Annotated in this window: 21 protein-coding genes; 14 read left to right on the top strand and 7 right to left on the bottom strand. The window is 65.9% G+C overall.

All coding sequences use genetic code 11. From position 1 onward, the window contains the following. Positions 1-20: 20 nt before the first annotated feature. Together NFW30_RS19150 and NFW30_RS19145 are read right to left on the bottom strand one after the other, a co-directional pair. Positions 21-1,187, bottom strand: coding sequence for an alkaline phosphatase family protein (locus tag NFW30_RS19150; RefSeq protein ID WP_295349654.1), 1,167 nt, complete (start codon positions 1,185-1,187; stop codon positions 21-23). 120 nt (positions 1,188-1,307) lie between these two features. Next, the gene (locus NFW30_RS19145; RefSeq protein ID WP_295349653.1) at positions 1,308-2,381 is read right to left on the bottom strand and encodes an MBL fold metallo-hydrolase; all 1,074 of its coding nucleotides are present in this window, start codon (positions 2,379-2,381) and stop codon (positions 1,308-1,310) included. 203 nt (positions 2,382-2,584) lie between these two features. Here NFW30_RS19145 and NFW30_RS19140 point away from each other — a divergent pair, with 203 nt between their 5' ends. From NFW30_RS19140 to NFW30_RS19080, 13 genes are all read left to right on the top strand, one after another. Further along, the gene (locus tag NFW30_RS19140; RefSeq protein WP_295349652.1) at positions 2,585-3,058 is read left to right on the top strand and encodes a PaaI family thioesterase; all 474 of its coding nucleotides are present in this window, start codon (positions 2,585-2,587) and stop codon (positions 3,056-3,058) included. 135 nt (positions 3,059-3,193) lie between these two features. Beyond that, positions 3,194-4,357, top strand: coding sequence for an isovaleryl-CoA dehydrogenase (locus NFW30_RS19135; RefSeq protein ID WP_295349651.1), 1,164 nt, complete (start codon positions 3,194-3,196; stop codon positions 4,355-4,357). A 105-nt stretch (positions 4,358-4,462) separates the two neighbouring features. Further along, entirely contained in the window at positions 4,463-5,605 is a 1,143-nt protein-coding gene (can, locus tag NFW30_RS19130; protein WP_295349650.1) for a carbonate dehydratase, read from the top strand. 7 nt (positions 5,606-5,612) lie between these two features. Further along, a complete protein-coding gene (locus NFW30_RS19125) occupies positions 5,613-6,557 on the top strand; it encodes a DMT family transporter (RefSeq protein ID WP_295349648.1) in 945 nt (314 codons plus the stop codon). After that, positions 6,554-7,690: an acyl-CoA dehydrogenase gene (locus tag NFW30_RS19120; protein ID WP_295349647.1), complete on the top strand. Its 1,137-nt coding sequence runs from the start codon at positions 6,554-6,556 to the stop codon at positions 7,688-7,690. Before NFW30_RS19125 ends, NFW30_RS19120 begins: the two co-directional genes overlap by 4 nt. Before the next feature lie 90 nt (positions 7,691-7,780). Continuing rightward, entirely contained in the window at positions 7,781-8,383 is a 603-nt protein-coding gene (locus NFW30_RS19115; protein ID WP_295349646.1) for a 2-hydroxychromene-2-carboxylate isomerase, read from the top strand. Beyond that, complete coding sequence (locus tag NFW30_RS19110; protein ID WP_295349645.1) at positions 8,383-10,002, top strand: carboxyl transferase domain-containing protein; 1,620 nt, start codon at positions 8,383-8,385, stop codon at positions 10,000-10,002. The genes NFW30_RS19115 and NFW30_RS19110 overlap by 1 nt, the downstream gene beginning before the upstream one ends. 8 nt (positions 10,003-10,010) lie before the next feature. Next, on the top strand, positions 10,011-10,805 hold the full coding sequence (locus tag NFW30_RS19105; protein ID WP_295349644.1) for an enoyl-CoA hydratase/isomerase family protein: 795 nt from the start codon (positions 10,011-10,013) through the stop codon (positions 10,803-10,805). Between the two features lie 9 nt (positions 10,806-10,814). Next, the gene (locus tag NFW30_RS19100; protein WP_295349643.1) at positions 10,815-12,851 is read left to right on the top strand and encodes an acetyl/propionyl/methylcrotonyl-CoA carboxylase subunit alpha; all 2,037 of its coding nucleotides are present in this window, start codon (positions 10,815-10,817) and stop codon (positions 12,849-12,851) included. A 1-nt stretch (position 12,852) separates the two neighbouring features. Next, entirely contained in the window at positions 12,853-13,779 is a 927-nt protein-coding gene (locus NFW30_RS19095) for a hydroxymethylglutaryl-CoA lyase (RefSeq protein ID WP_295349641.1), read from the top strand. A 31-nt stretch (positions 13,780-13,810) separates the two neighbouring features. Next, positions 13,811-14,032 (top strand): DUF1289 domain-containing protein, encoded by a 222-nt coding sequence (locus tag NFW30_RS19090; protein ID WP_295349640.1) that lies wholly within the window; start codon positions 13,811-13,813, stop codon positions 14,030-14,032. Next, a complete protein-coding gene (locus NFW30_RS19085; protein WP_295349639.1) occupies positions 14,020-14,229 on the top strand; it encodes a DUF1289 domain-containing protein in 210 nt (69 codons plus the stop codon). Before NFW30_RS19090 ends, NFW30_RS19085 begins: the two co-directional genes overlap by 13 nt. Continuing rightward, positions 14,211-15,143: an MBL fold metallo-hydrolase gene (locus tag NFW30_RS19080; protein ID WP_295349638.1), complete on the top strand. Its 933-nt coding sequence runs from the start codon at positions 14,211-14,213 to the stop codon at positions 15,141-15,143. Before NFW30_RS19085 ends, NFW30_RS19080 begins: the two co-directional genes overlap by 19 nt. A gap of 96 nt (positions 15,144-15,239) precedes the next feature. On the opposite strand, the gene NFW30_RS19075 is transcribed toward NFW30_RS19080, so the two are convergent. Both NFW30_RS19075 and NFW30_RS19070 read right to left on the bottom strand, forming a co-directional pair. Beyond that, positions 15,240-15,944: a DsbC family protein gene (locus NFW30_RS19075; protein WP_295349671.1), complete on the bottom strand. Its 705-nt coding sequence runs from the start codon at positions 15,942-15,944 to the stop codon at positions 15,240-15,242. Between the two features lie 38 nt (positions 15,945-15,982). Continuing rightward, positions 15,983-17,152 (bottom strand): UbiH/UbiF family hydroxylase, encoded by a 1,170-nt coding sequence (locus NFW30_RS19070; protein WP_295349637.1) that lies wholly within the window; start codon positions 17,150-17,152, stop codon positions 15,983-15,985. A gap of 87 nt (positions 17,153-17,239) precedes the next feature. On the opposite strand from NFW30_RS19070, the gene NFW30_RS19065 reads away from it, so the two are divergent. Then, positions 17,240-17,623, top strand: a complete 384-nt coding sequence (locus NFW30_RS19065; protein ID WP_295349635.1) for a hypothetical protein — start codon at positions 17,240-17,242, stop codon at positions 17,621-17,623. 121 nt (positions 17,624-17,744) lie between these two features. On the opposite strand, the gene NFW30_RS19060 is transcribed toward NFW30_RS19065, so the two are convergent. From NFW30_RS19060 to ptsN, 3 genes are all read right to left on the bottom strand, one after another. Continuing rightward, positions 17,745-18,029 carry a PsiF family protein gene (locus tag NFW30_RS19060; RefSeq protein ID WP_295349670.1) on the bottom strand — a complete coding sequence of 95 codons (285 nt, stop codon included), beginning with the start codon at positions 18,027-18,029 and terminating at the stop codon, positions 17,745-17,747. A 77-nt stretch (positions 18,030-18,106) separates the two neighbouring features. Beyond that, the gene (hprK, locus tag NFW30_RS19055; RefSeq protein WP_295349634.1) at positions 18,107-19,051 is read right to left on the bottom strand and encodes an HPr(Ser) kinase/phosphatase; all 945 of its coding nucleotides are present in this window, start codon (positions 19,049-19,051) and stop codon (positions 18,107-18,109) included. Then, positions 19,048-19,500: a PTS IIA-like nitrogen regulatory protein PtsN gene (ptsN, locus tag NFW30_RS19050; protein WP_295349633.1), complete on the bottom strand. Its 453-nt coding sequence runs from the start codon at positions 19,498-19,500 to the stop codon at positions 19,048-19,050. Before ptsN ends, hprK begins: the two co-directional genes overlap by 4 nt. Positions 19,501-19,559 lie beyond the last annotated feature (59 nt).

Here is a 19,559-nt window from a genome sequence, read left to right as displayed (position 1 = left end):
GCAGCACGTCTGCCTGGCGCTCAGATATGTGCCGCAATCAGCGGGATGCGCATCTCGCTGGCGCTGATGCCCCCGTGCACGCCGAGCATGGCGAAGTGCCGTTCGCCCGGCAGCCAGTCCTTGATCGTCCAGTTGTCCTTCATCAGCAAGGTATAGTCGCCGATTCGCGACAGCAGGCGTGGATGCCACGGCGGAGGTCCGAACCAGCCGGCGGCAACCAGATGCTCGCTGGCATACAGGTGAACGGCACGCGACAGGTGGCGGCGCACGTAGGCCTCAAACGCCGGCCGGTCGCTTTCGGCGACGTAGCAGTAGGCAACCCGGCGCTCGCCGCACAGGGGCCGCTGCAGGAGAGCGGCAAGCCTTGGGTGATCGTCGAGGCTGATGACCCGCCGTGCGGGCGAATCGATGAAGCCGTGATCGGCGGTGACCAGCAGCCAGTTGTTGCTGCCGCGCAGGACGCGCAGGAGTCCGCCGAAACCGGCATCGAGATCGGCCAGTGCACGTTGCGCCTGTCGGCTGTCACTGCCGTAGTGATGCGACAGACTGTCCAGTTCGGGGTAGTAGGCGTAGATGTAGCGTGGCGAGCCGCTCTCGAGCAGGAGCTGGGCAAGACAGGAGTACATCTCCGGCAAGGTGGCATAGGCAGCTACCCGTGCCCCGCGAGAGTGCCAGGCATTGAACGGGCTGCCGGCGATGCTGCGCGGAGCGACGACCCAGCACTCGCGTCGCAGCGCCTCGAACAGCGAGGCATGCGAAAAGAGCTGCGCCGGAAGCTGCTCCGGCGGCAGGCGCGGCGCTTCCTGGCGGGGAGTCAACGGCAGGATGGCCAGGGTCTGGTCGATCTCGTCGAGGTGCATGTGCCAGCCGCTGAGGCCATGCTGGGCCGGAGCGAGACCGCTCATGACGGTCGTGATGGCACTGGCGGTGGTCGACGGAAAGACTGATGTCATACTGCCGACGAGGTGGCGCCGCAGATGCGGGCTGCCCGGGTGGCGGGTCAGCGTGCGCAGTCCGAGCCCGTCGACCAGCAGCAGGAGGATATTGCGGGCGCCGGCAAGAGCATCTGAGCCGAACGCCGCCAGTGGCGGATAACGCCGCTCGTCGCTGCCACAGGCAGTAGCGATGCTTTGCATCAGATTGACCAGGCCGCCGCCGGCGTAGTCGGGGAGGAGCGTCGAACCCATGGTGCGTCATTCTACGCCAAGCGGGGGACTGCCGGCCGGCAAGCGCCGGGGTGGCGCCGCGCCGCGCGCTGACTCGCCGGCCGACAGCGAGCGGCCGCCGCGCAGTGGGTCGCCGATTCGCTAGTCGGTTGCCGCTGTCAGGCTCCCCCGGGTCGCCGGCAGCCTGTCGCTGGCGAGGAAAACGATGCGACCATCGCTTTCCTCGCTGCGCGTCACTCGTCCTGCATGCTCGAGTCGGTTGAGGTGGGCGATCGCTTCTCCCATGGCAAACATCGTCTGATGCGCGTCCAGCTCGCGCTCGAACAGCGTCGGCAACAGATCGGCAGCGCTGCGCGGCGTCCGGCAGTTCTCTTCGAGCAGGCGCAGGCGGTCTTCGTGGTGGGCGTGCAGGGCATCGACCCGCTCCGCGATACCGTGGAACGGCAGTCCGTGCGAAGGCAGGACGAGCGTGCAGGGCGGCAGAGCGCGGTAGCGGTCGATCGACTGCAGGTAGTCGGCCAGCGAATCGGCCTCGGGAGTGACGGCAAAGACGCTGATGTTCGTCGAGATCGTCGGCAGCAGCATGTCCCCGGAGATCAGGATGCCGAGGTCCGGACTGTACAGTGCGGCGTGTTCGGGCGAGTGGCCGTAGCCGACCCGCACTTGCCATCGCTGTCCGCCGATGCACAGTTCGTCGCCATCGAACAGACGGCGATATTGCTGTGGCAGTGTCGGAACGCCGCGGTTGTAGGCACCGCTGCGGCGCTCGAGCGCGACACAGCGCTCCTCGTCGAGCCCGTGCGCGCGAAACTGGCGCAGCATGGCCGGATTGCCGTGTCCGCCCACTTCGTGCCAGACTGCATGCGCCGTCAGGTACTCACCGACGGTCATCCACACCGCCGCAGCGGTGCGTTCCTGTAGCCAGGCGGCAAGTCCGAGATGATCGGGATGGAAGTGGGTGATGATGATGCGAGTGATCCGGCTGCCGCGGTTCCCCTGGGTCAGGCCTGCGAGGATCGCCAGCCAGCACTCCTTGACCCTGTCGAGGCCGAAACCGGTGTCGATGATGGTCCAGCCCGCGCCATCCTCCAGCAGCCAGAGGTTGATGTGGTCCAGCGCAAAGGGCAGCGGCATGCGCAACCAGTGAACCCCAGTGGCGATGGGGAAGATCTCGCAGGCGGCGGGCGGGGCGGCAATGGGGTAGTCGAGCGGCATCGGCAGGCGGATTGTAAAAAGCGCTGAAATCTATAAACTGCCCAAGTCTGGGCGTGATGCGTGATGCCGGAGACTGCGAGGCCTCGTTCGCGCTGCATTGTACAATCGATCCCATCGGAAGCCATCCGCCATTGGAACATCCCGCCACACGCGCCATCGCCGAGTTGGCGATGATCATCGCCAGGCCCTTGCTGGCGGGCTGAATGACGCGCCTGCACAAGCCGCTGGACCCGTGCTTCGCCGAGCGTGTACGGGCCAGTTTCGCGCGCCAGCCGGCGATGGCCCTGATCGGTGCGCGCATGCCGGTGATCGAACCTGGCTACACCGAGATCCATCTGCCGCGCAGAGTGGATATCACGCAGCAACATGGCTACGTCCACGGCGGCGTCGTCGGGATGATCGCCGATTCGGCGGCCGGCTATGCCGCCAGCACCTTGACCGGGGCCGAAACCGAGGTGTTGACCGTCGAGTACAAGCTGAACCTGCTGGCACCTGCCGAAGGGGAATTGCTGATCGCCGAGGGATCCGTGGTCCGCTACGGGCGGACACTGATCGTCACGCGAGCCGAGGTCCTGGCGGTCAGTCTTGGCCGGAAGACCGCCTGCGCGCTCATGCAGCAGACGATCATCGCCGTCCACGGCCGCAAGGAACCGCCGGGTCAGCGCTCGGCAGGCTGATGCACGAAGAGCGGACGACGGCCGCAACGAGTTCTTTCATCACCCATGCCGCCGCCCATTGCCGGGTGACCGGCGACGAAGCGCTTGCGCCGCGCCTGCGGCAGGTGCACCAAGCCCGACCAAGGAGCCAGAGAAATGGAATATCCGAGTCTCAGTTTTGCCCACGGTGAGACGATCGACCTGCTGCGCAGCAGCGTGCGCAGTTTTGCCGCTGGCGAGATCGCACCGCGCGCCGAGGCCATCGACCGCGACAATCTGTTCCCAGCCGATCTCTGGCGCCAGATGGGTGAAATGGGCCTGCTCGGCATCACCGCCGACGAGGAGTACGGTGGCAGCGGCCTCGGCTATCTGGCGCACATCATCGCCATGGAGGAGATTTCGCGCGCATCGGCCAGTGTCGCGCTGTCCTACGGCGCACATTCGAACCTCTGCGTGAACCAGATCTGCCGCAACGGAACGTCGGCGCAGAAGGCACGCTTCCTGCCGAAGCTGATCTCGGGCGAGCACGTCGGCGCGCTCGCCATGTCCGAGGCGAACGCCGGATCGGACGTCGTCGGCATGCAACTGCGCGCCGATCGCCGCGGTGACCGCTTCGTCCTCAACGGCGGCAAGATGTGGATCACCAACGGCGGCGATGCCGACACGCTGGTGGTGTATGCCAAGACCGACGTCGATGCCGGTGCGCGCGGCATCACCGCCTTCCTGGTCGAGAAGGGAATGAAGGGCTTCTCCTGCGGTGCCAAGCTGGACAAGCTCGGCATGCGCGGCTCGAACACCTACCCGCTGTTCTTCGACGACTGCGAAGTGCCGGAGGACAACGTCCTCGGCCAGCCGAACGGCGGCGTGCGTGTGCTGATGAGCGGTCTCGACTACGAACGCGCCGTGCTGGCCGGTGGTCCGCTGGGAATCATGGCGGCGGCGATCGACCTCGTCCTGCCCTATGTGCATGATCGCCGGCAGTTTGGCCAGCCGATCGGCGAGTTCCAGCTGATGCAGGGCAAGATCGCCGACATGTACACCACCTTCAACGTCTGCCGTGCCTACGTCTACGCGGTGGGGCAGGCATGCGACCGGGGCGAGACGACGCGCAAGGATGCCGCCGGCGCCATCCTCTACGCGGCCGAGAAGGCGACCTGGATGGCCGGCGAGGCGATCCAGGTGCTGGGTGGCAACGGCTACATCAACGACTACCCGGCGGGCCGCCTGTGGCGTGACGCCAAGCTCTACGAGATCGGTGCCGGCACTTCCGAAATCCGCCGCATGCTGATCGGTCGGGAGTTGTTCGCCGAGACGCTGTAGGGCATCATCCTGCCTGAGGGGCAGGTGCGCTGGCCGGCGGCCGTCCATCGGCGTTGCCCGTGCCGTACGCCTCGTGTCCCATGATCCGAAGGAACCTCGAAAGAGATGATTACCGAGCTGAGAATCCTGAGCGCCGCTGACGGCGTGCAACTCGAGCACGTGCGTCAGTTCATCCGCAATTACGCCGCTTGGCTGGGCGTCGACCTGTCGTTCCAGGATTTCGATCAGGAGATGGCTTCGCTGCCCGGGGCGTACGCACCACCGGCAGGGCGGCTGTTCTACGCCGAACGCGACGGGCAAGCGGCTGGCTGCGTGGCGATTCGCCCGCTTTCGGCAGGTCTCTGCGAGCTGAAACGGCTCTATGTCGAACCGAGTCAGCGCGGCTACGGGGTCGGCCGTGATCTGACGCTGGCTGCGATCAAGGCAGCGAAGGAGATCGGTTACCGCAAGCTGCTGCTCGATACACTGCCCGCGATGCGTGTCGCCGTCAAGCTGTACCGGGAGCTCGGTTTCAAGGAGACGCCCGCCTACTACCAGACGCCGCTCGAAGGGACGATGTTTCTCGCTCTTGACCTGGAGAACTGGTCGGCGGAAGAGGTGGCGACCGAGAACCTGTTCCACCTGTTCGACTTCAATCGTGCCTGGGCCGACCGCATGCAGCAGATCGACCCGGAGTACTTCCTCAAGCTGTCGCGCCTGCAGACGCCGCAGTACCTCTGGATCGGCTGCTCGGATTCGCGCGTACCGGCGAACGAGATCTGTGGCCTGCTGCCGGGCGAGTTGTTCGTGCATCGCAACGTCGCCAATGTCGTCGTGCATACCGACCTCAATTGCCTGTCGGTCGTGCAGTTCGCGGTCGATGTGCTCAAGGTGAGGCACATCATGGTCGTCGGCCACTACGGCTGCGGCGGCGTCAAGGCGGCGCTGCAGCGCGATCGTTCCGGCCTGGTCGACATCTGGCTGCGACATGTACGCGACGTGCACGACAAGCACCTGGCGCTGGTGGACGAACTGCCGCCGGAAAGGCGGCACGACCGACTGTGCGAGCTCAATGTGCTGGAACAGGTCGCCAACGTCTGCCAGACCTTCGTCGTCCAGGACGCCTGGCAACGCGGCCAGCCGTTGACCGTGCACGGCTGGATCTATGGCCTGCACGACGGTCTGCTGCGTGATCTCGGGGTGACCGTGCATCGTCCTGAGGACGTCCTGGCCAGCTATGGCCTGGCGCTCGAGGCGCTGCCCAAGTGAGTGCGTGGTGAGCAGCTTGGCGCAGCGCGCGGCGGCACCGTCGGCGACCTATCTCAAGCTCGTCGCCACCGCCGTGCTCTGGGGTGCCACCTGGATCGCCGGCCGGGTCGCCGTCAGCGAGGCGGCACCGCTTGCCGTGGCGAGCTGGCGATTCCTGCTCGCCGCGCTGCTGCTCGGCGCCCTCGTCGTGCAGCGTGAAGGCTGGCCGCGCTGGTCGCGCAGCGACTGGCTGACCCTGGTGGCGCTCGGTGCCAGCGGCATCTTCCTCTACAACCTCTGCTTCCTTTACGGCCTGCGGCTGATCGAGGCAGGCAGGGGCGCACTGGTCGTCGCGTTGACCCCGGTGCTGGTCGCCACCGGCGACTGGCTGTTCTTCGGCGCGCCGATGTCGCCACTCCGGGCCGCGGGAATCATCGTCGCGATGTTCGGCTGCCTGCTGGTGGTCAGCAACGGCGACGTGCGGCTTCTCGTCAGCGGGCAGATCGGCAGCGGCGAATGGCTGATCATTGGCTGCAGCCTGCTGTGGGCGGTGTACACTTTCATTGGCCGCCGCGCCACCCGCTCGCTGTCGCCGCTGGCGATGACCTTCGGCGCCAGCCTCACCGGCTGCACGATGCTGACCACGGCCGCCCTCGTGCAGGGTACCCTGTTCAGCCTTGCGGACACGACCTGGCGCAGCTGGACCTCGATCGCCTTTCTCGGGATTTTCGGTGTCGCGCTGGCCTTCACCTGGTATGCCGCTGCCGTGCAGGAGATCGGTGCCACGCGCTCGGCCGCATTCATCAATCTGGTCCCGGTCAGCGCCGTCCTGCTGGGTGCGCTGATGCTGCACGAGCGGCTCGGGATCGCCGTTCTCACGGGCGGTTCATTGGTGATCGCCGGTGTCCTGATGACCAATCACGCCGCCGCGCAACTCGCGGCTGGCGCCCACAGCAAGGAGAAGACTGCATGATCTTGACCCAGGAACAGGAAATGATCCGCGACTCGCTGCGCGACTTCGCGCAGGAGCGGCTGGCGCCCTTCGCTGCCGAGTGGGATCGCCATCACACCTTTCCTGCCGAGGCGCTGCGCGAACTGGGCGAACTCGGCGCGCTCGGCATGGTGGTCCCCGAGGAGTGGGGTGGCGCCGGGATGGATTACATGTCGCTGGTTCTCGTCCTCGAGGAGATCGCAGCTGGCGATGGCGCGACGTCGACGATCGTCAGCGTGCAGAATTCGCTGGCCTGCGGCATCACGATGAAGTATGGCAGCGACGAGCAGAAGGAGAACTGGCTGAAGCCGCTGGCGCGTGGCGAGATGCTCGGCTGCTTTTGTCTCACAGAGCCGCATACCGGCTCCGACGCCGCCGCCATCACCACCCGCGCCGACCGGGACGGCGACGATTTCGTCCTCAACGGTGTCAAGCAGTTCATCACCACCGGCAAGTACGCCCAGGTGGCGATCGTCTTTGCGGTCAGCGACCGGTCGGCAGGCAAGAAGGGCATCTCGTGCTTCCTGGTGCCGACCGAGACGCCGGGATACATCGTCGCCCGCATCGAGGAGAAGATGGGCCAGCGCGCTTCCGACACGGCGCAGATCCTCTTCGAGAACTGCCGCATCCCGGCCTCCTGCCTGCTTGGGCGGGAAGGTGACGGCTACCGCATCGCGCTGTCCAACCTCGAGGCCGGCCGCATCGGCATCGCCGCCCAGTCGGTCGGGATGGCGCGCGCCGCCTTCGAGGCTGCGGTGCAGTATGCGCGTGAGCGCGAAACCTTCGGCAAGCCGATCATCGAGCACCAGGCAGTCAGCTTCCGCCTCGCCGACATGGCGACGCAGATCGATGCAGCACGGCTGCTCGTGTGGCGCGCCGCGACCTTCAAGGACGCCGGCAGGCCGTGCCTCAAGGAAGCGTCGATGGCCAAGATGTTTGCCTCGGAAATGGCCGAGCGGGTCTGCTCGGACGCGATCCAGATCCTCGGCGGCTATGGCTACGTCAGCGATTTTCCGGTCGAGCGGATCTATCGTGACGTGCGGGTTTGCCAGATCTACGAGGGGGCCAACGACATCCAGCGCCTGGTGATCGGGCGTGCCGTCGCTGGCGAATGAGATCGGCCGCTGCCATCAGCGTTGCCGCACCGATCGCGCCGCGCCGGCAGCGTGGCAGAGCGGCCGCCTGATAACTGTCAAGGATTCATCATGTCGCAAGCGATCGACTTCTACTTCGATTTCTCCTCGCCTTACGGCTACCTGGCTTCGGCGAAGATCGACGATCTGGCCGCCCGCCATGACCGCAGGGTGAAATGGCGGCCGATCCTGCTCGGTGTCGTCTTCCGGCAGACCGGTGGCGCACCGCTGACCAGCATTCCGCTGAAGGGAACGTACTCGCTGCATGACTTCGCGCGTTCGGCGCGCTTCCTCGACGTCCCCTACGAGCACCCGAAGCACTTCCCGCTGAGCACGCAGCACGCCGCGCGCGCCTACTACTGGTTGCACGATCAGGATTGTGCGGCGGCACGCATGTTTGCGCACGCCGTCTTCCGCAGCCTGTACACCGAGGGGCGCGACGTCTCGGACATGGCTGTGGTGCTCGACATCGCCGCCGAACAGAAGGTCGATCGCACTGCACTGGCCGACGCGCTCGCAGGCCAGGCGCTGAAGGATCGCCTGAAGGCCGAGTGCGAGGCGGCGATCACGCGAGGGGTCTTTGGCTCGCCATACATCGTCGTTGATGGCGAACCGTTCTTTGGCGCAGATCGCCTGCCGCAGATCGAGCGCTGGCTCGCCAGCGGAGGCTTCTGATGCCCGTTCTCAACAGCCTGCTCGATGTCCGCAGTGCCGACTTCCTGGCGAGCCAGGCGGCGATGGCAGCGATCGTCGCCGATCTGCGGGCGACCGTCGAGCGCGTCGCGCTCGGCGGTCCCGAGGCGGCGCGCCAGAAGCATCTGGCGCGGGGCAAGCTGCTGCCGCGCGAGCGCGTCGATGCGCTGATCGACCCCGGCTCGCCCTTCCTCGAACTGTCGCAGCTCGCCGCCTACGGGATGTACGGCGACGCGCACCCATTCGAGGTGCCAGCGGCGTCGCTGATCACCGGCATCGGTCGCGTCAATGGCGTCGAGTGCATGATCGTCGCCAACGATGCCACGGTGAAGGGGGGCACCTACTACCCGCTGACGGTCAAGAAGCACCTGCGGGCGCAGGAGATCGCCAGCGAGAACCGATTGCCGTGCATCTATCTGGTCGATTCGGGTGGCGCCTTCCTGCCGATGCAGGATGAAGTCTTTCCCGACCGGGAGCATTTCGGCCGCATCTTCTACAACCAGGCTCGCCTCTCGGCGGCGGGCATTCCGCAGATCGCCGCGGTGCTGGGCTCGTGCACCGCCGGTGGTGCCTATGTGCCGGCGATGTGCGACGAGTCGATCATCGTCAAGGAACAGGGGACGATCTTCCTCGGCGGGCCGCCACTGGTCAAGGCGGCGACCGGTGAGGTGGTCAGCGCCGAGGATCTCGGCGGCGCCGACGTCCATACGCGGGTCTCGGGAGTCGCCGACCACTATGCGGAAAACGACGCGCACGCACTGGCCATTGCCCGTCGCATCGTCGGCCATCTCAACTGGCGGAAGCGGCCGGCGGTCAGCCTCGGCGAACCACGGCCACCGCTCCATCCGGCCGACGAGCTGTACGGGGTGATTCCGACCGATGCACGGAAACCATTCGACGTGCGCGAGATCATCGCCCGAATCGTCGACGGCTCCGACTTCGACGAGTTCAAGGCGCGTTACGGGACGACGATCGTCTGCGGCTTTGCACAACTGTGGGGCTATCCCCTGGGTATCGTCGCCAACAACGGCATCCTGTTCTCGGAATCGTCGCTGAAGGCAGCGCATTTCGTCGAGCTGTGTGCGCAACGGGGCGTGCCGCTGCTCTTCCTGCAGAACATCACCGGCTTCATGGTCGGCCGCAAGTATGAGAACGGCGGCATCGCGCGCGACGGGGCGAAAATGGTCACCGCCGTCGCCTGCGCCAATGTGCCGAAGTTCACGGTGGTCATCGGCGGCTCTTTCGGCGCCGGCAATTACGGCATGTGCGGACGTGCCTACTCGCCACGCCTGTTGTGGATGTGGCCGAACGCCCGCATTTCGGTGATGGGTGGCGAACAGGCGGCGAACGTTCTCGCGACGGTACGGCGCGACGGTCTGGAGGCCGCCGGCAGGACCTGGAGCCGCGAAGACGAGGAGGCCTTCAAGGCGCCGATCCGCGAGCAGTACGAGCGGCAGGGCCACCCCTACTACGCCAGTGCCCGCCTCTGGGACGACGGTGTGATCGACCCCGCCGATACCCGGCGGGTCCTCGGCCTCGGCCTGTCGGCGGCGCTGAACGGCAACCCCGAGCCGACCCGGTTCGGTATCTTCCGCATGTAGGGCCAGCCATGAGCGATTATCGATCGATCATCACGGAGGTCGACGGCGGCGTCGGCATCCTGACGCTGAATCGGGCGCAGCGTCACAACGCATTCGACGAGGAGCTGATCGTCGAGATCACAGCCGGTCTGCGACAACTTGCCGCCGATTCACGGGTGCGTGTCGTCGTCCTCTCGTCGACCGGCAGGAGTTTCTGTGCCGGCGCCGATCTCAACTGGATGAAGCGGGCCGCCGGCTACACGCCCGAGGAGAACCTGCTCGATGCCAGTCGGCTCGCAGAGCTCCTGATGACGTTGAACGAGTTGCCGAAGCCGACGATCGCCCGCGTCCAGGGAGCGGCGTACGGTGGCGGCGTTGGCCTGATCGCCGCCTGCGATCTGGCGGTCGGTACCTACGACGCGATCTTCGCCCTCAGCGAGGTCAAGCTGGGCATCGTCCCGGCGGTGATCAGCCCGTACGTGCTGGCAGCGATCGGCGAGCGCCACAGCCGGCGCTACATGCTCACCGCCGAGCGTTTTTCCGCTGCCGAAGCCTACCGCATCGGCCTGCTGCACGAACTCGTCCCGGGCGACGAGGAACTCGATGAAGCGATCGCCGAGATCGTCGAGACCCTGCTGGCCAACGGGCCGAGCGCACAGGCGGAATGCAAGGCGCTGATCCGCGTCGTCGCCGGGCAGCCGATCGATGCCGAGACCATCGCCGAGACGACACAGCGAATCACGCGGGTGCGCGCCAGCGACGAGGGGAGGGAAGGGCTCGCCGCCTTCCTCGATAAGCGGCCACCCAACTGGCTCGCCGACTGAGGGGGCCGAATGTTCAGCAAGATTCTGATTGCCAACCGCGGCGAGATCGCCTGTCGCGTGATCCGCACGGCCCGTCGCATGGGGGTGCGCACGGTTGCCGTCTATTCCGAGGCCGACGCCAACGCCCGCCATGTCCGCCTCGCCGACGAGGCGGTGGGCATCGGGCCGGCAGTGGCGCGCGAGTCCTACCTCGTCGGCGAGCGGATTCTCGACGCCGCCGCACGCAGCGCCGCGCAGGCGATCCACCCGGGCTATGGCTTCCTGTCGGAGAACGACACCTTCGCCGATGCCTGCGCCGCCGCCGGCATCGTCTTCATCGGTCCGCCGGCGGCAGCCATCCGCGCCATGGGCTCGAAGTCGGCGGCGAAGAACCTGCTCGCGGCTGCCGGCGTGCCCCTGACTCCGGGCTACCACGGCGACGAGCAGGATGCCGACTTCCTGCGGCAACGGGCCGATGCGATCGGTTATCCGGTGCTGATCAAGGCCACCGCCGGCGGTGGTGGCAAGGGAATGCGGCTGGTCGAACGTGGCGCCGATTTTGCCGGTGCCCTCGCCTCGTGCCGGCGTGAGGCGAACGCGGCCTTCGGCAATGGGCAGGTGCTGATCGAGAAGTATCTGCGCCATGCGCGACACATCGAGATCCAGGTATTCGCCGACTCGCACGGCAACTGCGTTCATCTCTTCGAGCGCGACTGTTCGGTGCAGCGCCGGCACCAGAAGGTCGTCGAGGAGGCGCCTGCGCCGGGCATGACTGCCGAGCGGCGGGCAGCGATGGGGCGGGCGGCAGTCGATGCGGCGCTGGCGGTCGGTTATGTCGGCGCCGGCACGGTCGAGTTCATCGCCAGCGACGAATTTCCCCAGGAGGGCAGCTTCTACTTCATGGAGATGAACACCCGCCTGCAGGTCGAGCACCCGGTGACCGAGATGATCACCGGCCAGGACCTCGTCGAGTGGCAGTTGCGCATCGCCAGCGGTGAGCGCCTGCCGATGCGCCAGGATCAGCTCGACATTCGCGGCCATGCGCTCGAGGCGCGGATCTACGCCGAGAATCCCGAGCAGGAGTTCCTGCCGTCGACGGGACGCCTGCTGCACCTCGCACGTCCGGCCGAGAGCCTCAATGTGCGCGTGGACACGGGAGTCGAGCAGGGTGACGAGATCAGTCCCTTCTACGACCCGATGATCGCCAAGCTGATCGTCTGGGACGTGGACCGTCACGCAGCACTGGCACGCATGCGGCAGGCTCTCGCCGATTACCGCATCGTCGGCGTCAGCACCAACGTCGATTTCCTCTCGCGCCTGATCGCCTGTCCGGCGTTCGTCAAGGCCGATCTCGATACCGGCCTCATCGAGCGCAGCCGCAGTTTCCTCTTTCCGGTCCGCAGCGAGCCCTCCAGCAGCGTCTTCTTCGTCGCTGCCGTAGCCGGCCTGCTGCGCGAGCACGCTGCTGCGCTGGCCAGTGCCGGTCGATCGGGGGACCCATGGTCACCATGGAGCCTGCACGATGGCTGGCGACTCAACCTGCGCCCGCGCCGCACGCTCAGCTACCGCTTCGCCGAGGCCCGTTACGAGGTGCTGGTCGCTTACGAAGGCGATGGCTGGCGGCTGACACTGGGCGGCGAGTCGGTCCTCGCCCGCGGCCGCTTCATCGACAGCGGGCAGTTTGCCGGTCAGCTGGCGGTCGAACTCGACGACCGCCGACTGATCGCCAGCGTCATCGCCGTCAACGAGAAGCAGGAGCTGAAACGGCACGTCTTTCTCGATGGCACCAACTACGTCATCCTGCGTGACGATCCGCTGCATCTCGTCGAGGCCGGCGGCGCCCAGGGCGGCGGTCTGACGGCACCGATGCCGGGCAGGATCGTCGCCGTGCTGGCAGCGCCGGGGCAGCAGGTCGAGAAAGGCGCGCCGCTGTTGATTCTCGAAGCGATGAAGATGGAGCACACGATCACAGCACCGATGAACGGCTGCGTGCGCGCTTTCTGCTACGCGGCCGGCGATCAGGTCGCCGACGGCGCGACCCTCGTGGACTTCGCCGCGGAGGTTTGAGATGGCGCTCCCCGGACGAGTGAAAGTAGTCGAGGTCGGCCCGCGCGATGGCCTGCAGAACGAGGTGCAGACCATCTCCGCCGCCGTCAGGGTCGGGATGATCGAGCACCTCCTGGATGCCGGCCTGTCGGTCATCGAAGCCGGCTCCTTCGTCTCGCCGCAGTGGGTACCGCAGATGGCTGACAGCGGCGAGGTCCTGCGCACCGTACTCGGTCGCTCGCGGGGACGGCAGGGTGCCTCGTTTCCGGTCCTGACGCCGAATCTCAGGGGTTTCGATGCGGCGGTGGAAGCAGGCGCACGGGACGTCGCCATCTTTGCGGCAGCCTCGGAATCCTTCTCGCAGAAGAACATCAACTGCAGCGTCAGCGAGAGCCTGAAGCGTTTCGCTGCCGTCGTCGATTCCGCCAGCGCGCTCGAAATTCCGGTACGTGGCTACGTTTCCTGCGCCATCTCCTGTCCGTACGAAGGCCGCATCGCGCCGCAGAAGGTGGCGGATGTGGCGCTGCGGCTGTTCGAGATGGGTTGCCACGAGATCTCGCTTGGCGATACGATTGGCACAGGCACGCCGGCGACGATACAGCGGATGATCGAGGCCTGCGCTGCGGTGGTACCGCTGGACAGGCTGGCGGGTCATTACCACGATACCTTCGGGATGGCCGTTGCCAACATCTACGCCTCGCTCGAAATCGGCATGGCAGTGTTCGACAGCTCGATCAGCGGCCTGGGCGGCTGCCCGTACGCAACCGGTGCCAGCGGGAACGTGGCGACGGAAGACGTGCTTTTCCTACTGCAGGGGCTGGGAATCGACTCCGGAATCGACATGGCCGCGCTGCTGCGCGCCAGTGAGTACATCTCGCAGCACCTTGCTCGCCAACCCGCATCGAGGGTGGCACGCGCGCTTCTCGCCCGACGCGGCGGGAATGCATGAGCACCGTCCTGACGCAGCGTGGTGGCCGCTGATGCAGAGCGTCGTCTCGCCGTGCATCAATGTCTGCCGCATCGACGCTTGCAGCGGCTTCTGCCTGGGTTGCTTTCGCACGATCGACGAGATCAGCGTGTGGAGTCGTGCCTCGACGGCTGAGCGCTTGCGGATCCTCGTCGCCGTCGAGCGGCGGCGTGCCGAGCACGACCCGCAGGGTTGTGCCGCCGGTGGCGAGTTCCGTGGCGAGTGCGAGCGCTGATCATGGGCGAGGCGGCAGATGACTACCTTTGCGTCGGCATCTGCATGCCGGATCCCGATTCCGGCTACTGTCTGGGTTGCGGCCGGCCGCCGCTGCCGGTGTCAACGGCCAGCGAAGGCATTGTCGTCGTCGAGGAGCGGCGCAGTCGACGGGTCCCGGACGAATCGCCCGACAGCGAATGCCCGGCCAAGCGCTGATGCTTCCCGGCAGCCTGCTGGTCATCGAACGTGGCTGGCTGTCGTCGAACAGCATTCTCTTCCACGAGGGTGAGGAAGCGACCCTGATCGACAGCGGCTACGTTGCGCATGCGGCGCAGACAGTTGCTCTCGTCGACAACGCCCTCGCCGGCCGCCGCCTCGGACGCCTGCTCAACACGCACTCGCACTCCGATCACATCGGTGGCAACGCGGCGCTTGTTGACGCCTTCGGGTGCCTGGTGATCGTCCCTGCGGGAATCGATGCGACGATCGCCGAATGGGACGAGCAAGCCCTCCTTCTGTCGCCACTCGGCCAGTCGGCAGCGAGGTTTCGCCATGATGCGACGATCGCCGCCGGTGAGGAGGTCGAGCTTGGCGGCCTGTGCTGGCGGGCGGTCGCCGTTCCTGGTCACGACATGGACGCGCTCGCCTTCCACAACTCCGAGCAACGCCTGCTGATCTCCGGCGACGCGCTGTGGCGCAACGGCTTCGGTGTCGTCTTCTCCGAACTGCTGCGGCACCCCGAAGGCGCCGGCGGGCTGCGGGCTGCTCGCGAGACCCTTGACACACTCGCCCGCCTGCCGATCGATGTCGTGATACCGGGTCATGGCGCGCCTTTCGTCGAGGTTGGCGAAGCGTTCGAGCGCGCCTACCAGCGGCTGGCGGCCTTCGAAGCCGACGTCGAACTCCTGGCGCGGCACGCGCTCAAGGTAATGCTCGCATTCGCGTTGCTGGAAAGGCGGCAGCTGGCGCGTGCCGAACTACCTGCCTTCCTTGCCCGCTTGACCTTCTGCCAGAGCGTGAACGCGCGCTACCTGCAGCACAGCAATGAACGCCTGGCGCACTGGCTGGTCAGGGATCTCGTACGTTCCGGCGCGCTACGGGAAAGCGACGGGATGCTCATCGCCGTCTGAGTTTCGGAATCGAAGCGGACACAGCGGTGTGCCTCGCTTGCCGCTACCGCTTGCCGTTCTGCGTTGGGCGGCGCACGGCGACTTGCTCCGAGAGTGTCAGCGACTGGGCGCCTGTGCGAGTTTCTCCTCGATCCTTGCCAGCGGTACCGCGCCCGGGATGCGCTCGCCGTCGGCAAAGAAGATCGTCGGCGTCCCATTGATTGCCAGTTTGCGGCCCAGTTCAATGGTCTTCTTGACCGCCGTCGTATCGCAGTCACCCTTGCCGCCAGGCGCCTTGCCGTCGACCATCCAGTCATTCCACGCTTTCGCCCTGTCCGCTGCACACCATATCCGGTTTGACTTGTCGAGTGAGTCCGGCGAGAGAATCGGGTAGAGAAAGGTGTAGATGGTGACGTTGTCCAGTTTCGCCAGATCCTTGGCCAGCTTCTTGCAGTAGCCGCAATTGGGGTCTTCGAAGGTGGCAAAGACGCGCTTGCCGTCGCCGCGCACCTGCTTCACGGCAAGCGCCAGTGGCAATTCCGAGAACTTGATCGCGCTGAGCTTCTGCAGGCGCTCCTCGGTCACATTCTTCATGCTCTTGCCGTCGATCAGTGCGCCGCCGGCAACGATCACCGACACCTTGTCGTCGGTGTAGAAGATCTGTCCGTCGGCATAGGCTTCGTAGAGGCCGAGGTAGGGAGTCCTGGTCAGGCTGGTCAGGGGACGCCCGAGCTTGCTTTCGAGCGACTTCCGGACAGCGGCCTCGTCGGCCACTGCGGGCAGGCTGATGGTCGTGGCGAGCAGGAGTGGCACGAGTCTCATGGTGATCAATGGTCTGTCTCCAGGTGATGGTCAGTCGTTCAAAGGGCGCCGATGGCGTAGCGTACGAGCAGGTTCTTTAGGACCGGCAAGGCGTTGGTCAGGTTCATTCCCGTGTTGCGCAACGTCCCGATCCCCGGCAGTTCGCTGCGGAAAAGGTGGTGCAGGGCATGCGTCGCCGTTTGCATCAGCAAGGTTTCCTCCCGCCGCAGCCGCTGATAGCGACGCAGGAAGCGCAGGTGGCCTACATCCTGCCACTCCGGTACGGTGGCCAGCACGCTGGCCAGGGCCCGTGCGTCCTGAAAGCCGAGGTTGATGCCGTGGCCGGACAACGGATGAATCCCGTGAGCGGCGTCGCCAACGAGAGCGACGCGTGCTGCGGCGATCTGCGGAACCTGCAGCAGGCGCAAGGGAAAGGCCGCCGCCGCTGTCAGCAGCTGCAAGCCGCCGAGCGCGCAGTCACCGGCTGCGGCAACGCGGGCGGCCAGCGCCTCCTGCGGCAGATCGAGCAGCTGGCGCGCGTGTTCTTCCGGCGCAGACCAGACGATCGAGATGCGATCTCCAGCCAGCGGCAGCCAGGCAAGGATCCCGTCGTGCCGGAACCACTGCCGCGCCACGCCGCGGTGCGGGATCTGGCAGTCGAAATTGGCTACCAGACCCAACTCGCCGTAAGGCGTATCGATGGCCCGCAAACCGAGCTTCTCGCGCACCCACGAGTCGCGTCCGTCGGCGGCGACGAGCAGCCGGGCGGTGATGCGGTGCTCGTCGCCAATGGTGAGGGAGGCGGCTCGGTCATCGATCGCGATCGCAGTCGGCTCCGCCGGGCACAACAGGCTCAGGTTGCCCTGCCGCTTGGCATTTTCCCAGAGCTCGCAGGCCATCAACGAGGACTCGACGATCCAGCCAAGCTCGTCGACACCGGTTTCGTAAGCCGAAAACTCCAGTCGCGCCCCTCGGTCGCCATGAATCCGCATCGCGGAAATCGCCGTCAGGCGGTCACCGGGCAGGTGTTTCCAGATGCCGATCTCCTGCAGGAAGCGGCTGTTTGCTGGCGAGATCGCGTAGACGCGTGCGTCCCAACCCTGGGCCGGTCGTGGCGGACGCTGCTCGACCAGGGCCAGCCGCAGGCGGCTCTCGCGCAGCGCACAGGCGAGAGAAAGGCCTGCCAGGCCACCACCTACGATGAGGACGTCGAAGTCACTGACTGACATGGATTCGATCCGGAAAGCACGACCGCCTGGACGACGCTGCTGCGTCCTCGCGAAACGCAGCGACCGGCCAGGATGATGGAGAATATGATGATGACACTCGCAGCCAGGCTGTCCGTTCCCGCCTACCTTCCGGCAATCGTCCGCGCCGAGTTCGACTCGGCGCTCGATGCCCTGCTGGCGTTGACCGTGCCGCGAGACGAAGCCATGGATCTGCTCGTCGCCTCGTGGCTGTCAGGCGAGCCGGATTGTCTGCTGACTACCATCGACGGCGGCCGCGCCGTCGTCGTGCTGCGCTCCGCGAGCGGCCGCTGGGCGGCATGCAACGCCTTTCTCAACCATTCCTGCGACAGCCAGGCAGACGCCGAGCGTCGCCTGCGTCGCTTGCTGCGAGGCCATCAGCGTGGCCACGTCGCCTGCCTGCCCGCCACTGTGGTCAGGCTCGCCAGCGCGAAGACGACCGCCGCCGGCTGAGCGACGCGGCGGGCACCCGCCACTCGCAAGCGCAGCGCTCAAGCACAACAGGCGGTCGTACACTCGACACCCGGTCGCGCGGCCGGCACGGACGACGGCGACGCTCGCCTGTCAGAAGGAACTAGCTCGGGCTTCCCTTCAGGCACTCGCTCATGAACTTCTTGCGTTCGTCGCCCTTTAGTTGCTTGCTGCCGGCTTCGGCGTTGCAGCTCTTCATCTTGTCCTGTTGCGTTGCCGGTGCAGGCTTGGCACCCAGACAGGTACTCATGAAGCTCTTCCGCTCGTCACCCTTGAGGCCCTTCTGACCAGCCTCGGCATTGCACGCTTTCATTTTCTCCTGCTGCGCCTTCTGTGCGGGCGAGGCTTCCTTCTTCTCTTCGACGGCGACCGCGCTGCCGGCGGCTATGGCGAGTGCAACAAGGGCGAAGACGGCTTTCACGGCATTTCTCCTCGTAGTGATCGGGAGTTCCGATTAGGCCATCGCTAGAGTTCGCCGTCAAGCAGCGCCTGCTGCTGCCGGTTGATGAAATCACTCATGCTGTCGATGCCGCGCAGCTGCAGAATGCTGTTGCGCACGGCAGCCTCGAGCAGGACGGCGATGTTCCGTCCGGCGGCAACCGGAATCACGACCTTGCGTATGGCGACACCGAGGATGTCCTGCGTCTGCGCGTCGAGCGGCAGGCGCGGCCCGTCCGAACGGCTGGTCGGCCTCTGCAGGTGAACGATCAGCTTGAGTTTCATTCGGCGTCGTGAGGCGGTCTCGCCGAAAATGGTGCGAATGTTGAGCAGCCCGAGACCGCGAACTTCGAGATAGTCACGCAACATGCTCGGGCATCGCCCTTCGATCGTCGTCGGGGCGATGCATGCGAGTTCGACGACGTCGTCGGCAACCAGACCGTGGCCGCGTGTGATCAGTTCGAGCGCAAGCTCGCTCTTGCCGACGCCTGAGTCACCGGTGATCAGCACACCCATGCCGAACACGTCCATCAGGACGCCATGCACCGAAGTCGACCCCGCCAACCGGCGCGAAAGATAGATGCGCAACAGGTCGATCACCGCCGAACAGGGCTTCGGACTGACGAACAAGGGCGTCGAAGTCGACTGGCAGGCATCATGGATCGCGGGCAGCACCTCGACATCGTCGGCGACGATCAGCGCCGGTGGCCGCGCAGCCATCAATTCCCGCACCTGGTTGCGCAGACGGTCGGCACTGACGCGATTGCCCCATGCGTTCTCGGCACGGCCGATGACCTGCAGGCGTTCCGGGTGGATCAGGTTCAGGTGGCCAACGACCTCGGCGCCAAAATAGCCTTGATCCCTGAGTTCGATCTGTCGGTCCACCCCGACGGCCACTACCCAGGTCAGTCTCAGTTTCTCGCGATGATCCTCATACAGCTGGATCACGCTGAACTGACGCTGGGCGGTCATGGCCCGGCAGCGAAAATCTGTCGGATGGTCTGGGCGTCGGGAGCCTTGCTCAGCGCCTCGCGACAGCTGCGATCCGAGAAATGCTGCGCCAACTCGGACAGTATCTGCAAGTGCTGCTCGGTGGCCACCTCGGGAACCAGCAGGATGAACAGCAGCGCCACCGGTTTGCCATCGGGTGAGTCGAAGGGGACCGGAGCAGCCAGCCGAAGGAAGGCACCCGTGGCATCCCTCAGACCCTTGATTCGCCCGTGCGGGATGGCAACACCCTGACCAAGCCCGGTCGATCCGAGCTTCTCGCGTGCGAAGAGGCTGTCGAATACGGTGCTGCGGGCAATGCCGAGATAGTTCTCGAACAGCAGCCCGACGTGTTCGAAAACGCGCTTCTTGCTGCTGACGTCGAGATCGAGAATGATGTTCTCGAGGGGAAGTAGCTGGGTGATATGGCTCATGCGACAAGACCTGAAAGAAGAACGGGAGCCAACGCGAAGGGATACAGCCGGACGGTCCG

Origin of the sequence: Accumulibacter sp. (assembly GCF_023806635.1) — a bacterium.
Taxonomy (GTDB): domain Bacteria; phylum Pseudomonadota; class Gammaproteobacteria; order Burkholderiales; family Rhodocyclaceae; genus Accumulibacter.
This window is presented reverse-complemented; position numbering and strand designations above follow the sequence as displayed.

Excerpts from the sequence above, each read along its gene's own strand:
- NFW30_RS19150 (WP_295349654.1), bottom strand. The coding sequence starts at position 1,187 with ATGGGTTCGACGCTCCTCCCCGACTACGCCGGCGGCGGCCTGGTCAAT.
- NFW30_RS19145 (WP_295349653.1), bottom strand. The coding sequence starts at position 2,381 with ATGCCGCTCGACTACCCCATTGCCGCCCCGCCCGCCGCCTGCGAGATC.
- NFW30_RS19140 (WP_295349652.1), top strand. The coding sequence starts at position 2,585 with ATGACGCGCCTGCACAAGCCGCTGGACCCGTGCTTCGCCGAGCGTGTA.
- NFW30_RS19135 (WP_295349651.1), top strand. The coding sequence starts at position 3,194 with ATGGAATATCCGAGTCTCAGTTTTGCCCACGGTGAGACGATCGACCTG.
- can (WP_295349650.1), top strand. The coding sequence starts at position 4,463 with ATGATTACCGAGCTGAGAATCCTGAGCGCCGCTGACGGCGTGCAACTC.
- NFW30_RS19120 (WP_295349647.1), top strand. The coding sequence starts at position 6,554 with ATGATCTTGACCCAGGAACAGGAAATGATCCGCGACTCGCTGCGCGAC.
- NFW30_RS19115 (WP_295349646.1), top strand. The coding sequence starts at position 7,781 with ATGTCGCAAGCGATCGACTTCTACTTCGATTTCTCCTCGCCTTACGGC.
- NFW30_RS19110 (WP_295349645.1), top strand. The coding sequence starts at position 8,383 with ATGCCCGTTCTCAACAGCCTGCTCGATGTCCGCAGTGCCGACTTCCTG.
- NFW30_RS19105 (WP_295349644.1), top strand. The coding sequence starts at position 10,011 with ATGAGCGATTATCGATCGATCATCACGGAGGTCGACGGCGGCGTCGGC.
- NFW30_RS19100 (WP_295349643.1), top strand. The coding sequence starts at position 10,815 with ATGTTCAGCAAGATTCTGATTGCCAACCGCGGCGAGATCGCCTGTCGC.
- NFW30_RS19095 (WP_295349641.1), top strand. The coding sequence starts at position 12,853 with ATGGCGCTCCCCGGACGAGTGAAAGTAGTCGAGGTCGGCCCGCGCGAT.
- NFW30_RS19090 (WP_295349640.1), top strand. The coding sequence starts at position 13,811 with ATGCAGAGCGTCGTCTCGCCGTGCATCAATGTCTGCCGCATCGACGCT.
- NFW30_RS19080 (WP_295349638.1), top strand. The coding sequence starts at position 14,211 with ATGCCCGGCCAAGCGCTGATGCTTCCCGGCAGCCTGCTGGTCATCGAA.
- NFW30_RS19075 (WP_295349671.1), bottom strand. The coding sequence starts at position 15,944 with ATGAGACTCGTGCCACTCCTGCTCGCCACGACCATCAGCCTGCCCGCA.
- NFW30_RS19070 (WP_295349637.1), bottom strand. The coding sequence starts at position 17,152 with ATGTCAGTCAGTGACTTCGACGTCCTCATCGTAGGTGGTGGCCTGGCA.
- NFW30_RS19065 (WP_295349635.1), top strand. The coding sequence starts at position 17,240 with ATGATGACACTCGCAGCCAGGCTGTCCGTTCCCGCCTACCTTCCGGCA.
- hprK (WP_295349634.1), bottom strand. The coding sequence starts at position 19,051 with ATGACCGCCCAGCGTCAGTTCAGCGTGATCCAGCTGTATGAGGATCAT.
- ptsN (WP_295349633.1), bottom strand. The coding sequence starts at position 19,500 with ATGAGCCATATCACCCAGCTACTTCCCCTCGAGAACATCATTCTCGAT.